The organism is Kribbella sp. NPDC005582 (assembly GCF_040605415.1).
Classification (GTDB): domain Bacteria; phylum Actinomycetota; class Actinomycetes; order Propionibacteriales; family Kribbellaceae; genus Kribbella.
Genome location: NZ_JBEXCU010000004.1, coordinates 338,259 through 351,256, shown reverse-complemented (window position 1 = coordinate 351,256; position 12,998 = coordinate 338,259). Strand labels below are relative to the sequence as shown.

At 67.8% G+C, this 12,998-nt stretch carries 16 protein-coding genes and 2 tRNA genes; 8 read left to right on the top strand and 10 right to left on the bottom strand.

The window, feature by feature from the left end:
- The first annotated feature begins 20 nt into the window (after positions 1-20).
- Positions 21-1,265, top strand: coding sequence for an FAD-dependent oxidoreductase (locus ABZS29_RS24840; protein ID WP_355464987.1), 1,245 nt, complete (start codon positions 21-23; stop codon positions 1,263-1,265).
- Here ABZS29_RS24840 and ABZS29_RS24835 read toward each other — a convergent pair.
- Together ABZS29_RS24835 and ABZS29_RS24830 are read right to left on the bottom strand one after the other, a co-directional pair.
- A complete protein-coding gene (locus ABZS29_RS24835; protein WP_355464985.1) occupies positions 1,262-2,065 on the bottom strand; it encodes an MBL fold metallo-hydrolase in 804 nt (267 codons plus the stop codon). The genes ABZS29_RS24840 and ABZS29_RS24835 overlap by 4 nt on opposite strands.
- Positions 2,066-2,067: 2 nt before the next feature.
- A complete protein-coding gene (locus tag ABZS29_RS24830; protein WP_355464983.1) occupies positions 2,068-2,901 on the bottom strand; it encodes a biopolymer transporter Tol in 834 nt (277 codons plus the stop codon).
- Between the two features lie 83 nt (positions 2,902-2,984).
- On the opposite strand from ABZS29_RS24830, the gene dnaG reads away from it, so the two are divergent.
- On the top strand, positions 2,985-4,892 hold the full coding sequence (gene dnaG / locus ABZS29_RS24825; RefSeq protein ID WP_355464981.1) for a DNA primase: 1,908 nt from the start codon (positions 2,985-2,987) through the stop codon (positions 4,890-4,892).
- Here dnaG and ABZS29_RS24820 read toward each other — a convergent pair.
- Positions 4,876-5,472, bottom strand: coding sequence for a TetR family transcriptional regulator (locus ABZS29_RS24820; RefSeq protein WP_355464979.1), 597 nt, complete (start codon positions 5,470-5,472; stop codon positions 4,876-4,878). The two genes, dnaG and ABZS29_RS24820, sit on opposite strands and share 17 nt — an antisense overlap.
- An 85-nt stretch (positions 5,473-5,557) precedes the next feature.
- Between ABZS29_RS24820 and ABZS29_RS24815 the strand changes: the two genes are divergently transcribed.
- The 4 genes from ABZS29_RS24815 to ABZS29_RS24800 are packed head-to-tail and all read left to right on the top strand — an operon-like array spanning position 5,558 to position 8,416.
- Entirely contained in the window at positions 5,558-6,673 is a 1,116-nt protein-coding gene (locus ABZS29_RS24815; RefSeq protein WP_355464977.1) for an FAD-dependent monooxygenase, read from the top strand.
- Positions 6,674-6,716: 43 nt separating this feature from the next.
- Positions 6,717-7,004: a YiaA/YiaB family inner membrane protein gene (locus ABZS29_RS24810; protein WP_355464976.1), complete on the top strand. Its 288-nt coding sequence runs from the start codon at positions 6,717-6,719 to the stop codon at positions 7,002-7,004.
- A gap of 45 nt (positions 7,005-7,049) precedes the next feature.
- A complete protein-coding gene (locus ABZS29_RS24805) occupies positions 7,050-7,832 on the top strand; it encodes a metalloregulator ArsR/SmtB family transcription factor (RefSeq protein WP_355464974.1) in 783 nt (260 codons plus the stop codon).
- Positions 7,829-8,416 (top strand): dihydrofolate reductase family protein, encoded by a 588-nt coding sequence (locus ABZS29_RS24800; RefSeq protein ID WP_355464972.1) that lies wholly within the window; start codon positions 7,829-7,831, stop codon positions 8,414-8,416. Before ABZS29_RS24805 ends, ABZS29_RS24800 begins: the two co-directional genes overlap by 4 nt.
- Here the strand turns inward: ABZS29_RS24800 and ABZS29_RS24795 are convergent.
- On the bottom strand, positions 8,413-9,327 hold the full coding sequence (locus tag ABZS29_RS24795; protein WP_355464970.1) for a 2-dehydropantoate 2-reductase: 915 nt from the start codon (positions 9,325-9,327) through the stop codon (positions 8,413-8,415). The two genes, ABZS29_RS24800 and ABZS29_RS24795, sit on opposite strands and share 4 nt — an antisense overlap.
- A gap of 48 nt (positions 9,328-9,375) precedes the next feature.
- Between ABZS29_RS24795 and ABZS29_RS24790 the strand changes: the two genes are divergently transcribed.
- Positions 9,376-9,903, top strand: coding sequence for an ABATE domain-containing protein (locus tag ABZS29_RS24790; RefSeq protein WP_355464968.1), 528 nt, complete (start codon positions 9,376-9,378; stop codon positions 9,901-9,903).
- 81 nt (positions 9,904-9,984) lie between these two features.
- Here the strand turns inward: ABZS29_RS24790 and ABZS29_RS24785 are convergent, their stop codons facing one another.
- The 3 genes from ABZS29_RS24785 to ABZS29_RS24775 form a co-directional block, all read right to left on the bottom strand.
- Positions 9,985-10,410 carry an RICIN domain-containing protein gene (locus ABZS29_RS24785; RefSeq protein ID WP_355464967.1) on the bottom strand — a complete coding sequence of 142 codons (426 nt, stop codon included), beginning with the start codon at positions 10,408-10,410 and terminating at the stop codon, positions 9,985-9,987.
- Positions 10,411-10,653: 243 nt separating this feature from the next.
- Positions 10,654-11,226 carry a hypothetical protein gene (locus ABZS29_RS24780; protein ID WP_355464965.1) on the bottom strand — a complete coding sequence of 191 codons (573 nt, stop codon included), beginning with the start codon at positions 11,224-11,226 and terminating at the stop codon, positions 10,654-10,656.
- Positions 11,227-11,428: 202 nt separating this feature from the next.
- Positions 11,429-11,505, bottom strand: a tRNA-Ile gene (locus tag ABZS29_RS24775).
- Positions 11,506-11,648: 143 nt separating this feature from the next.
- Here ABZS29_RS24775 and ABZS29_RS24770 point away from each other — a divergent pair.
- Positions 11,649-11,786 (top strand): hypothetical protein, encoded by a 138-nt coding sequence (locus ABZS29_RS24770; RefSeq protein ID WP_165952873.1) that lies wholly within the window; start codon positions 11,649-11,651, stop codon positions 11,784-11,786.
- 79 nt (positions 11,787-11,865) lie between these two features.
- On the opposite strand, the gene ABZS29_RS24765 is transcribed toward ABZS29_RS24770, so the two are convergent.
- The 3 genes from ABZS29_RS24765 to ABZS29_RS24755 form a co-directional block, all read right to left on the bottom strand.
- Positions 11,866-12,180 (bottom strand): hypothetical protein, encoded by a 315-nt coding sequence (locus ABZS29_RS24765; RefSeq protein ID WP_355464963.1) that lies wholly within the window; start codon positions 12,178-12,180, stop codon positions 11,866-11,868.
- A gap of 63 nt (positions 12,181-12,243) precedes the next feature.
- Positions 12,244-12,316: transfer RNA gene (locus ABZS29_RS24760), tRNA-Asn, on the bottom strand.
- 102 nt (positions 12,317-12,418) lie between these two features.
- On the bottom strand, positions 12,419-12,976 hold the full coding sequence (locus ABZS29_RS24755; protein ID WP_355464961.1) for a hypothetical protein: 558 nt from the start codon (positions 12,974-12,976) through the stop codon (positions 12,419-12,421).
- Positions 12,977-12,998: the final 22 nt, after the last annotated feature.

The window sequence follows — 12,998 nt, the reverse complement described above, 5'->3', positions numbered from 1 at the left end:
GCAGGGCTAAGGTCGGTGACATGACTGCTGCAGAGCCCATCGTCATCATTGGTGCGAGCCTCGCGGGAGCGACCGCGGCCCAGACCCTGCGAGAGGAGGGCTGGACCGGCGGCATCGTCCTGGTCGGCAGCGAGACCGAGTTGCCTTACGAGCGGCCGCCGCTGTCCAAGGACGTCCTGCTCGCCAAGAAGGGACCGGAGTCAGCGCAACTGCACGACCAGCAGTGGTACGACGACAACTCCATCGAGCTGCGGCTCGGGACGACCGCGACCGCGATCGACAGCGCCGCGCACACGGTCACGCTCGACGACGGATCGACGCAGTCGTACAGCAAGCTGCTGATCGCGACCGGCAGCCGGGTCCGGCGACTCGACGTACCGGGTGGGGACCTGGACGGGATCCACTACCTGCGGACCGCCGCCGAGTCGCAGGCGCTGACGGATGCGTATCGCGCGACGCCGCGCGTGGTCGTGGTCGGCGCCGGCTGGATCGGTCTCGAGGCTGCTTCGGCCGCGAAGGAGCGCGGCTGCGAGGTGACCGTGGTCGAGCCGCAGTCGACCGCACTCGCCGCAGTGATGGGGGAGAAGGTCGGCGAGCTGTACGCCGAGTTCCACCGCCAGCACGGTGTCGAGTTCCGCTTCGGTGCGACCGTCGAAGGCTTCGAGGGCACCGGCGCGGTGACCGGCGTCCGGATCTCCGGCGGCGAGGTGCTCCCGGCCGACCTGGTGGTGGTCGGCGTCGGCGTCCAGCCGAACACGGAGCTCGCGGCGGAGGCGGGCATCGAGGTCGCGACCCGTGAGGCCGGCTCCGGGATCGTCGCCGGTCCCGATCTGCGAACCTCGGCCGAGGATGTCTACGCCGCCGGTGACGTGGTCCGCTGGGACCACCCGCTGTACGGCCGCCCGGTTCGCGTCGAGCACTGGCAGAACGCGAAGGACAGCGGTGCGACCGCGGCCAAGGCGATGCTCGGCCAGGAAGTCGCGCACGACGGCATCCCGTACTTCTTCACCGACCAGTTCGACCTCGGTATGGAGTATGTCGGCGATATCCCGCACGGCACGTCGTACGAGGTGGTTCTGCGCGGTGACCCGTCGACTGGCGCCTACCTGGCCTTCTGGCTCGACGGCGAGCACCACGTTCTCGCGGGGATGCACGTCAACCTTTGGGACGACGGCATCGGTGGCGTGCGCGACCTGATCAAGTCCGGCAAGCAGGTCGATCCGACCCGCCTGGCCGACCCGTCGATCCCGCTGGCCGACGTCTAAGCGAGGTACTCCAGGGCGTAGCTGTCCCCGGCGGGCGTCACGCGAGCGACGCCGGGGAAGTCCAGGTGCGCGCCGGCCACGAAAACGCCTGGCTCACTGAGCTGTTCGAGCAGGTCGGCTCGCGCCGTACGCGCTTGGGATTGGTTGCCGTCGTACTCCCATGCGATGTTCGGCTGGTCGAACTGCAGTGAGGGGACGTGCACTGTGTCGCCCCAGGCGAGGAGCCGACCCGCGCGGCTCCGGATGTCGTAGATGGTGTGACCGGGCGTGTGGCCCGGAGTCGGGATCGCCGTGACCCAGTCGTTGACGGCGACCTCGCCGTCGACCAGTACGGCGCGGTCGCGGACCGGCTCGAGCCGGCCGGTGAAGACGGCGCTGTCCCCGGTTCCGATCCACACCTTTCGAAGCTCGGGGAATGCCTCGGAGCCATCTGGGGTGATCAGCCCGTGAACGTGGTCGCCATGGCGATGGGTGATGGCGACGTCGGTGATGTCGCCGCGCTCGATCCCGGCCTCGGCCAAGGCGTCGGACAGCAAACCCATCGTCGGTCCCAAGGCGTCGGAGGCGCCGGTGTCGATGAGCACCGACCGCGTGCCGTCAGCGACGTAGAAGGCATTGACCGGCAGGCGCAGATTGCCCTCGATCAGCGGAACGGTCTCCGGGACGTTCGCCAGCGGGCGTCCGCTCTCGTCGCGCAGCCGCGTCGGCGGCATGTCGATATAGCCGTCGTACAGGGAGACCACCTGTAGGTCACCGAACTCGAAGCGGGCATGGTGCTCACCGCGCGAGATGAACCGCATCCTCAGCGTCCGATCGGGTAGGCGACGTACGCGAAGGCTGTGCTGTCCGGTGACCAGCTCGGCACGTTCATCGTGCCCTGGCCGCCGAAGAGCGTTGCGAGCTCGCGGATGCCGTCCGGAGTGAGCAGGCGGATGCGGACGTCCTCGATATCCGCCGGGTGGCCTTCGGTGCCGGGCGGGAAGCTGACATACGCGATCGAGGACCCGTCCGGCGCGGGGTGCGGGAACCAGTTGACCCGCTCGTCGAACGTCAACTGCTCGACCTCGCCCCCGGCGATCCGGAACAGCTGCGCATGCCCGGCCCGCTCGGAGTTGAAGTAGATCCACTTCCCGTCCGGCCCGTACTCCGACCCGTCGTCGGCGTACTCGTCGTTCGTCACCTGTACGTCGGTCCCGCCGGCCGCCGGAAGCGTCCACACGTTGGTGATCCCGGGCTCCAGCCCGATGTAGGCGAGCGTCGTACCGTCGGGCGAGATCCCGTGCAGGTAATGGTGAAAACCCGCGCCACGGTCGTTGCTGACCCGGCGACCACGCCCGCCCGCCAGCGGTACGGCGTACAGGTGTCCGTCGTCGGCGGAGACGTAGACGGTGTGGCCGTCCGGGCTCACGACGTGGTCGTTGTTGATCGCCGGCACACCGCCGAGCTCGATCTCGACGAGCCCGCCGTCGACGCGGAACAGTTTGCCGTCACCGTTGACGATCAGATCGCCGCCGGGCGTCCAGTTGGGCGCCTCGAAGAGGACCTCGTCCGAGGTGAACACCAGCGAGTGCTCGCCGGTGCGAATGTCGACGGTGTAGAGCTCGGAACGTTGGCCGGGGCGCAGGGTTCGGGGCACGCAACCAACCTAACCGACGCGAGTTGTCCACAGATCGTCGTCCGGTGGCGGGGATGACTTGCCGATGATCGTAGACTCGCGGGGTGGCAGGCAGGATCAAGGACGAGGACATCGCGCTGGTGCGCGAGCGAGCCCGTATCGACGACATCGTCGGTTCGTACGTGACCTTGAAGAACGCAGGCGGCGGCTCGCTCAAGGGATTGTGCCCGTTCCACGACGAGAAGTCGCCGTCGTTCAACGTGACGCCGGCCCGCGGGTTCTTCTACTGCTTCGGCTGCCAAGAGGGCGGCGACGTCATCGACTTCATCCAGAAGATCGATCAGATCACCTTCCACGAGGCGGTCGAGACGCTGGCCGCCAAGGTCGGCATCCAGCTCCGCTACGAGGAGTCCGGCGCCCCGATCCAGCGCGGCCCGGCGAACCAGCGGCCGCGGCTGGTCGAGGTGCACAAGGTCGCCGCGGAGTACTTCGTCGAGCAGCTCTTCGGTGCTCCGGAGGCCGCGCTCGGGCGGCAGTTCCTGGACAAGCGCGGCTTCGACCGGGACGCGGCGGTGCACTTCGGCGTCGGGTTCTCACCGCGCGGCGGCGAGGCGCTGACCAACCACCTGCGCGGCCGCGGCTTCACCAACGCCGAGTTGGTCGCTTCTGGCGTCTCCGCCGAGGGCCAGCGCGGGCTGTACGACCGGTTCCGCGGCCGGCTGATGTGGCCGATCCGGGACGCGTCCTCCGACGTCATCGGCTTCGGCGCGCGGCGGCTCTTCGACGACGACAAGATCGAAGCGAAGTACCTGAACACCCCCGAGACCCCTATCTACAAGAAGTCCAAGGTCCTGTACGGCGTGGATCTGGCCCGCCGCGAGATCGCGAAGGGCCACCAGGCGGTGGTCGTCGAGGGATACACCGACGTGATGGCCTGTCACCTCGCCGGTGTGCAGACCGCGGTCGCGACCTGTGGCACGTCGTTCGGCGAGGATCACGCCCGGGTGCTGCGGCAGCTGCTGCTGGACCACGACCAGTTCCGCGGCGAGGTGATCTTCACCTTCGACGGTGACGAGGCCGGGCAGCGAGCGGCGCTCAAGGCGTTCGCGGGCGACCAGGCCTTCGCCGCGCAGACCTATGTCGCGGTCGAGCCCGATGGGCTGGACCCGTGTGACGTGCGGCTGCAGAAGGGCGACGCGGCGGTTCGCGAGCTGATCGGCCGGCGCGTCCCGCTGTACCGGTTCGTCCTCGGGAACGTGCTGTCGAAGTACGACCTGGACCGGGCCGACACCCGGATCGACGCGCTGCGCGACGCGGCGAAGCTCGTGATCAGCATCCGGGACCGCTCGAAGGTCGACGCGTTCACCCGTGAGCTGGCCGGGCTGCTCGGCATGGAGGTCGACCAGGTCCGCTCCGAGGTGCATCGCGCCGCGTCGCGACCGGCCACGCCCCCGCAGACGCCGCAAGGGCGGACGCCGGTCACGACCACCACCGAGGCTCCGGCGCCACCGCCGCGGGCCGACCTGCCGTCGCCGCGCGACCAGCGGTTCGTGATCGAGTGGGACGTGCTGAAGATCGCGATGCAGCACCCGCATCTGCTCGGCGTCGCCTTCGACGAGCTGGACGACCACGACTTCACGCACCCGTGGCTGGCCGCTGTCCGCGCTGGGATGGAGAAGATCGGTGGGCCCTCGACGGCGGCCCCCGGTGAGGCGTGGGTGGTCGCCGTACGGGAGGCGATCGGGAACGATCCGGCCGCCGCGGTGGTCGGCGCGCTCGCGGTCGACCCGCTCCGGCTGGGCCGGGATCCCGACGAGCAGTATGCGTTGGCCCTGGTCGCGCGGGTGCAGGAGCTGACCTGCGCGCGCCGGATCATGGACCTGAAGTCGAAGCTGCAGCGGACCAACCCGATCGACAAGGCCGACGACTACAACCGGATGTTCGGTGAGCTGATCGCGCTCGAGGCCTACCGCGCCGACCTGCGCAAGAAGGCGATCACGGGCGCGATCTGAGCTGCTCCACCAATCGGGCGGCCTGCTCGGCGTACTGGCCGGCATCGTCCGGATCGATGCCGAGTGCGCGCGCGATCTGCGGGAAGACGACGGGTGCCGCGGAGATGCCGAACAGGGCAAGAGCGGCGTACGCCGGGTCCACGTCGTCGGGAAGTTCGCCCTCGGACTGACGGCGGCGGAAGTCGGCGAGCATGCCCTGGAAGCGCCGGTACTGCGCTTCCTCGTCGCCGGCTGCGGTGTCGCGATCGAGGCCTTCGCGCACCAGCAGCCGGAGCAGATCGGGCTGCTCGATCGTGACCTGGGCGTACGCGCCGACCAGGTCCGCGAGCGTGCCGGGATCCTCGGCGACGGCCGGCTCTTCGGCGCGCCAACGGTCGGCGACGGCTCGGTAGAGGCCCTCTTTGCCGCCGAAGTAATACGAGATCAACTGCTTGTTGACCCCGGCTCGGTCGGCGATCGCACCCACCCGGGCGCCGCTGAACCCATGCGCGCCGAACTCGACCACGGCCGCGTCCAGCAGTTGCTGCCGGCTGCGCTCGGCGTCGCGCTGCCGCTCGTCAGGTCCCGGTGATCTCCGCACAGCAGTCACTCTAGCGGACCTTCTATCCACCGTGCTAACTTAATCAACCAAGCGGATGACAAAGTTTGCTGAAGGGTTGATTGAGATGAAGGTTGCGATCGTCGGAGCGGGGATCGGCGGGCTGGCGCTGGCGCAGGGATTGCTCGCGGCGGGTGTCGAGGTTCGGGTGTACGAACGGGATCCGTCGCCGGTGTTCCGACGGCAGGGCTACCGGATCCACATCGGTCCGGTGGGGGAGGAGGCGCTTGCGGCGGTGCTGCCGGAAGCGGTCCGACGGCGGGTGATCGAGACCGCGACGCATCCGGGGGATCTGGTGGCTGGGTTCTCGCCGCAGCTGGACCAGCTGTTCGAGCAGATCTATCCGGTCGGCGGTCCGGACTCGGTGACGTCGATCGATCGGTACGCGTTTCGCCGGGCGGTGATGACCGGGCTCGACGAGGTGATTGCCTTTGGCAAGGAATTCGCGTCGTACGAGGTGGTTGGCGCCGGCGTTGAGGTCCGGTTCGCCGACGGTACGACAGAGGTGGCCGACGTACTGGTGGGTGCGGACGGGGTCGGGTCGCGGGTGCGGGCGCAGTTGCTGCCGGCCTTTAAGGTGCATGACAGTGGGGTCCGGTGTATCTACGGCAAGATCCCGATGGCGGAGGCTGTCCGGGCGATGGCGCCGGCGGCGTTCCTGCGCGGCCTCTGCTTCGTGAATGAGGGTGTTGGGGTCGGTGTCGCATTTGCGCCGGTGCTGTTCCGGACGCCGCCGGCGGAGTATGGCGACTACCTGATGGCCGTGATGACCGGGACAGCTTCGCAGCTGGGGCTGAGCGATGCCGAGCTGTTCGCTTCGTCGGCCTCGGAGCTGTGGAGCCTTGTGCGCAAGCAGGTTGCGGACTGGCATCCGGTGGTCGGCGAACTCGTGGATGCCGCCGACGCGTCGGCCGCGTTCCCGATCGCGCTGCGGACCTGTACGTCGGTGAAGCCGTGGCCGGACGGTCCCGTCGTACTGCTGGGTGACGCCGTACATCCGATGCTGCCGTCCGCCGGCGCCGGCGCGAATACCGCGCTGTGGGATGCGGCACGGTTGACGTCGGCACTCACGGGCGCGACCACGCTGGCGTCGTACCGGGATGAGATGCTCGCCCACGGGATGGCGGCGGTGACGGAGTCGCTGGAGAATGGCAGGCGGATGTTCGACCTGCGGATTGAGTAGTTCAGCGCATCCCATCGGGCTGTTGCGTGGCGAAGATCGTGCCATGACCAAGCCCATTCAGCCGTCTCAGACCAACGCGTACTACGTCCAGGCCGTCGTCTCCTTCGGCCTGTCTCTCACCGCGATGACCGTCGCCGTCATCTACCTCCCCGCTCCCGGCTGGGTCCGCGCCTTCCTCGGTCTCGGCCTGCTCTACCTCGTCACCTCGACGGTCACGCTGTCCAAGGTCGTCCGCGACCGGCAGGAGCTGTCCGTCGTGACCACACGCGTCGACCAGGCTCGGCTGGACAAGCTGCTCGCCGAGCACGACCCGTTCCGCGTCGACAGCTAACATATTCCTTGACAAGAATATTCCTCGTGAGGAATACTTCTGGTCATGGAGCAGATCGCGGCAGTACTGGGTGACGGAGCGCGGTGGCGGCTGGTCGAGTTGCTGGCCGAGCGTCCGCGCTCCGTGGGCGAGCTCGCGGAGCTCACTGGACTGCGTCAGCCGCAGACCACCAAGCATTTGCAGGCGCTCAGCCGAGCGGGGCTCGTCACGGTGTTCCCGCTCGGCCAGCGCCGGGTGTACGCACTCGAGTCCGAGCCGCTGACGGCTTTGGCGCGCAGGTTGCAGCAGTTGGCCTCGGCCGCCGAAGCGCAGGATCGCGACGTCCTCGCGCGGTATCGCGACTCGATCTCGCGAGAGACTGCGCTCGCCACGACGGACAGCTGGGCCGATGGTCGTGCGTTCTCCTTCGAGCGCACGCTACCGGCCTCGCCCGAGGTCGTTTGGCAGCACTGGGTCGAGCCGGAACTGCTCGCCTCATGGTGGGCGCCGCCGTCGATGACGGTGAGCGAGGGTGTGCTCGAGCCGCGAGCCGGCGGGCGGGCGATCCTCGAGTACCGCGATGCCGACGGCCGGTACCGGTCCGAGGGCACGGTGCGCGAGGCGACGCCGTACGAGCGGCTGGTCTTTGACCTCACGGTCCTCGATGCGCCGTTCAGTGCGACGTACGAGCTCACGCTGGCCGCCGCGCCGGCGGGCACTCAGCTGCGCATCGACCTGCGCCTCGCCGACACAACCGTCGAGGCTGCTCCCTTCATTGCCGGCATCGAAACCGGCTGGCCTCAAGTACTCGACAACCTCAACCGCGTTCTGCAAGGAGCACAGTCATGACTCGTCTAGTTACCGCCAACATCGCCCTCAGCCTCGACGGGCATTACCACGGCGCAGGTGGCCCGCCCGACTTCGGCCAGTTCATTCCCTACGTCTCGACCGACGTCGCCCGCGCTCAACTCACCCGCATCCACGAGAACGCCACCACCGCCGTACTGGGCCGCTCCAGTGCTGAAGGCTTCCTCGGCTACTGGTCAACCGTTGCCGAGGACAACAATGCCGATCCGCACGACCGCGGCTACGCCCAATGGCTCGTCGACGTCGAAAAGGTCATCTTCTCCACGACCCTGACCGAGGCCCCGGGACAGAACTCCCGCGTCGCCAGCGGCTCGATCCCCGATGTCCTTGCTGACCTCAAGGCCACCGGTGAAGGCGACATCCTCGTCAACACCTCACCCTCGATCATCAAGCCCCTGCTCGCCGCCGACGCCATCGACCGCCTCTACCTGATGATCTTCCCCGAGCTCACCGGCGGCGGCGAACGCCTCTTCGACGACGGCCTCCCGGCGTCGGCCTGGACCCTCACCCACCAGGAAACCGGCAAACTCGGCGAACTCGCCCTGGTGTACGACCGCGCCCGCTAGGCCTGGTGGGCCGCGGCCAGTTGGTAGAGCAGGTTGTTGACCGGCGTCGGCGTGTTGGTCTCACGACCGATTCGTACGACGGCGCCGGTCCAGGCCTCGAGTTCGGAGGGGCGGCCGGCCAAGATGTCCCGTTGCAGGGAGCTGGTTCCTTCTGGCGGGAGCTGGTCGATGAACGCGATCTCCTTCGCCACAACGGACTCCTCGAGCTGAACACCCTTCGCTCGGCCCACCTGATAGACCTCGGTCATCGCCTCCTCGAGCAGTTGCCGGATCGCCGGGCGTGCGCGGAGAGCGCCGTACGGGGAGTTGGTCAGCGTTCCGATGGCGCCGATCGAGGCCAGCGCGAGGAACTTCTCCCACAAGGCGGTCCAGACATCCCGGGCGAGCACGGCCGTCAATCCTGAGTCCTGCAAGGCGGATCGCAGGCTCTCGGTGCGTGCGCTCGGTTGGTTGTCCCATTCGGCGAAGGTCAGCTTGCCGCCGCCGATCTGCCGAATCCGGCCGGGCCCATCGAGGAACGCAATGACCTCCACCGCACCAGGCAGAACTGCTTCGCGGCCGACCACGTCGGCCACCTGCTGCGGCGCATCGACGCCGTTCTGAGTGGTGATCACCGCCGTCTCGCTCCCAATGAGCGGCTTGAGCGCGGCGATCGCCGGCTCCAGCTGCCAGGTCTTGACGCCCAGCAACACAAAGTCGACCTCGCCGATCTCCGCGGTGTCGTCCGTGGCGCGAGCGTCCGCAACCGTGAAGTCCCCAGCCACGCTGGTCACGGTCAACCCGTCCCGCCTCAGGGCTTCGAGGTGCTCGCCGCGCGCCACGAGACTGACCTCATGCCCGGCCGCGGCCAGCCGTCCACCGAAGTACCCGCCGACGCCGCCGGCTCCGATCACTGCAATCTTCAGGCTCATACCGCCGTACGTTACCCCTTTAACCGGTAACGCAGGTACCCTGTCCACATGAAGGACCTCGCCTTCCCCTGGCACGGCGGCCGCCCGTCGCTGAACTTCACCGCCACCCTCGCCAAACGCGGCGGCCCCGCCTTCGACCGTCTCCGCACCCCCGCCGACCTAGCCCGCTGGTTCCACGAAGCCGGCCTGGCCGACCACTCCCTGCAGGCCTCCGGTAAAGACCTCACCGACGCACGAGCGCTACGCGAAGCCCTCTACGCCGCCCTCACCACCCCCACCGCAGACCTCACCCTCCTCAACCACTGGACCACCCGCCCCACCCCCGGCAGCACCCTCGAACGCACGCCCGACGGCCTAAAGCTCCGCCGCCCCCACCTCGACACCGAAGCCCTACTAACCGTCGTCGCCCAAGACGCCGCCGACCTACTCACCGGCCCCCTAGCCCACCGCATCCGCGAATGCGCCCACCCCGGCTGCTGGCTCCTCTTCGTCGACGAAAGCCGAGCCAACAACCGCCGCTGGTGCTCCATGGAAACCTGCGGCGCCCGAACCAAAATGTCCCGCTACCGCACCTGACGGGCCAAGCACTTGGTGGTGCCGCAGGCCGGGCGCACAGCGCTGCGCCCCGACCTGCGGTATCTGGTGTAGGGCAGGTATTCAGCTCACTTCGGAGAACCAACGGTGATCGAGCCATCCACCGCAAGGCCACTGGATCAGTTGGACGCCTGGGTCACCGCTGGCGCCGGGTACGCCAATGCACATCCCGTTGCTGTTGACGATCTCGAACGATCCGTTGTGATCTACAGCCTTCCACCACAGTGGACGGACGTTTTTGCAGGGCTGCTGCGACAGCGGTGCCCCTGCTGCGTCGTTGGCCGCATTCGATATGCAGAGATAGCTGTTCCGATTCCTGATCCAGAAGTACCCGTTGCCCAGCGACTCCGTGGACCAGTCGTGATCGGCCCAGGCTCCACACGGCCATTGGGTGACAGCGGCGCCACGGGCCGTGCTCCCCCCGGGGATATTCATGCAGTACCCGTTGCTCATGTTGACCAGGTGATACCAAGTGACGTTGGTAGTCATGGATCCCGCAGCCGCGGTGGTCGTGACTGCGGTCGAGGTCAACAAGGCGGCGGCGAGTAGAACTGTTGCGCGACGTAGGAACTTTCTCATTCCAGCCTCCTGGAATTGGGGCGGGGCTCCTCAAGGTGGTACCGCGTGGTCGTCATGAGCAACGACCAGCGGCCAGTCGAGCGTACGTAATCCCGTCCCTCGCAACCCGGCGATGACAACTTCCGGCCATGAGTGAATCCACTGTCTTGAGGGTCAGAGCACGGGGCCGAACACGATGGATTGCAGGCGCTTCTTGAAGGCGGCTTTCGTGACTCCTTGGGCGACGTCGACCCGGTATCCCGGGCCGTACGTCACGTAGTAGGGGCACGAATCTTCCGCAAGCCTGTCGCCTCGGATCGTGAGCGTCGTGACCGGTCGGGCAGTTCTCGTCTCGTAGATCGTGAAGGTGTGAACTGCTGGATAGACAGGGATGTTGGGTACGTCGCCACCGCCGCACAGCCCAACTGCCTCCTCGCTGAGGAGCTTGAGCCCGACTCTGCAGATGATCAGCTGTGCTTGGTACGGGTCCGGCACTTGGATGTCCTCTCGCGGAGGGGCCAGGAACTCGTCGGGCAGCGAGAAGTAGCCGAAGTCACTGTGAACCACTTTGGATTCAGATTGGACTCCGGTTTCCATGAGATGGGGCCCCGCCCCGGAGTAGGCGGGAGCCTCCGCAAGAGGCAGTTGTAGCGTGCCGCACGGCACCTCCGGAGACTGCGTCGCAAGTGGGGCTGGCGCGGCGCTCGGCGGGGTCCGCTCGGTGGTGCTGCAGCCGATCAGTGCCATGGTCAGTAGGACCACGAAGATGGTGCTGGTCCGATGCCGTTGCATGCAATTGACCTGCCTACTCGTCGGGCGGGTCCGATCGTCGCCGGGTCTGCGGCTTGCCCGTGGGCCGACTCTGCCACTCACGGGCGCAGGTAGTGCCCGGTGTCAGGTTCATGCCGCACCGGCTGAGGTACGGCGCCTGAGGGCGCGGTGAGGTTGGTGGTGGGGCGGGTGGGGCTCGAACCCACGACCCAAGGATTATGAGTCCTCTGCTCTGACCAGCTGAGCTACCGCCCCGTGCGGGGTGATGGTATCTGGTGTGGGGGTGGGGTGGGGGAAACCAGGGGTGGGTCAGGGGTTTGACGGAGTGGTTTTTGGGGTGGGGCGGGCATGATGGAGGTCAGGTCCGGAGTGGTCGGACCCGACGAAAGGGACGGGCGATGGGCTGGTTCATTTTCCTGGTGCTCGTGGTCGGGGCGGTGGCGGCGTTCAAGTACCGGGTGCCGCTGATCGCCAAGCTGACCGGGCAGCCGCAGCAGCGGATTCAGCGGGCGATCGATCGCCGCAAGGGGAAGTAGCGGCCGGGGCGGCTGACTGGGCAAGTCACCGCGGGCGCTGGAGAGAAGGCGGACCTCGGGCGGGGTCCGCCTTCTGTTGTCAGTCGGCGATGCGGCGGTTGGCTCGGCGGGCCAGGTCGGTGAAGAAGGCTCGGTAGAGCGGTTCGTCGGTGGTCTGGATCTCGACCCTGGCGAGGAGCTGGCCGGGTGCGGTGGCGTAGAGGGGCTCGTCGAGGTCGGTGACGTGGCCGAAGTTGAGGCGGGTGAGGCCCTTCTTGCGGTGGTCGACGCGGACCTTGGCCCACTTCACGGGGGTGCGGTACGAGCCGATGATGCGGTTGCGGCGGAAAAGCTCGAGGATGCCGCTCTCGACGTGGAGGTAGACCTCGTGGTGCTCGAAGGTGATCGGGTCCACGGAAACCTCGCTCGTCCGGTATGACGAAGGCCGGTCCCTGAGGGAACCGGCCGGTGCTGTGAGCTCCCGCGACTGGACTCGAACCAGTAACCTGCCGGTTAACAGCCGGCTGCTCTGCCAATTGAGCTACGCGGGATCGTATTTTTCTGTCCTCGATCCCCTGAGGACTTGAGTAGGTTAGCAGGCCCGGGGCGTCCTGCAAAAACGGGATTCCATCGGTGGGATTTTGGCTGCCGGGTCAGACTCCGAACTCCTCGCGGACGGCGGCCAGGGCCGCTTCGGCGGCGTCGACGATGCCGGGCTGGGTGGGCTCCAAACCCTTGTCCAGCACGAAGTTCCAGGTGATCGGGGACTCGGTGCTGGCGGGGTTGCGGCGGCCGACGATGCGGACGCCGCGCTTGCCGGCGAGCGGGACGTGCCGCTGTACGACGATGCTCGCGTCGACGCGCTCGCGCAGCAGCTGACCGAACCGGCCGGGGTCGTCGATCTTCAGGTCGGTCGCGCGCAAGGGCGTGCCGAAGTCGGTCGTCTCGTAGACGTGCAGGACCGACGCCTCCGAATCCCAGCCTGCCCGCTCGATCTGCTCCCAGCCGACCCGCCGTACCGACTCGGGGGTCGGCTTGCCGGGGGACTCCGTGGGGACGTCCGCCGGGAGGTAGACCGCTGCGCGGGTGCCCGCGACCCAGTTCCCGTCGGCCAGCTGGGCGGCCGCCAGGATGGACTCCTTCCGCCCGGACGCCGAACCGCTCACGGCGTCGGCAAGCTCACGGGGCCAGGTGCTACGCCGAAATCTCACGCCTTCATCATCCCAGCCGCGA

Excerpts from the sequence above, each read along its gene's own strand:
- ABZS29_RS24840 (WP_355464987.1), top strand. The coding sequence starts at position 21 with ATGACTGCTGCAGAGCCCATCGTCATCATTGGTGCGAGCCTCGCGGGA.
- ABZS29_RS24835 (WP_355464985.1), bottom strand. The coding sequence starts at position 2,065 with ATGCGGTTCATCTCGCGCGGTGAGCACCATGCCCGCTTCGAGTTCGGT.
- ABZS29_RS24815 (WP_355464977.1), top strand. The coding sequence starts at position 5,558 with ATGAAGGTTGCGATCGTCGGAGCGGGGATCGGCGGGCTGGCGCTGGCG.
- ABZS29_RS24810 (WP_355464976.1), top strand. The coding sequence starts at position 6,717 with ATGACCAAGCCCATTCAGCCGTCTCAGACCAACGCGTACTACGTCCAG.
- ABZS29_RS24805 (WP_355464974.1), top strand. The coding sequence starts at position 7,050 with ATGGAGCAGATCGCGGCAGTACTGGGTGACGGAGCGCGGTGGCGGCTG.
- ABZS29_RS24800 (WP_355464972.1), top strand. The coding sequence starts at position 7,829 with ATGACTCGTCTAGTTACCGCCAACATCGCCCTCAGCCTCGACGGGCAT.
- ABZS29_RS24795 (WP_355464970.1), bottom strand. The coding sequence starts at position 9,327 with ATGAGCCTGAAGATTGCAGTGATCGGAGCCGGCGGCGTCGGCGGGTAC.
- ABZS29_RS24790 (WP_355464968.1), top strand. The coding sequence starts at position 9,376 with ATGAAGGACCTCGCCTTCCCCTGGCACGGCGGCCGCCCGTCGCTGAAC.
- ABZS29_RS24785 (WP_355464967.1), bottom strand. The coding sequence starts at position 10,410 with ATGACTACCAACGTCACTTGGTATCACCTGGTCAACATGAGCAACGGG.
- ABZS29_RS24780 (WP_355464965.1), bottom strand. The coding sequence starts at position 11,226 with ATGGCACTGATCGGCTGCAGCACCACCGAGCGGACCCCGCCGAGCGCC.
- ABZS29_RS24770 (WP_165952873.1), top strand. The coding sequence starts at position 11,649 with ATGGGCTGGTTCATTTTCCTGGTGCTCGTGGTCGGGGCGGTGGCGGCG.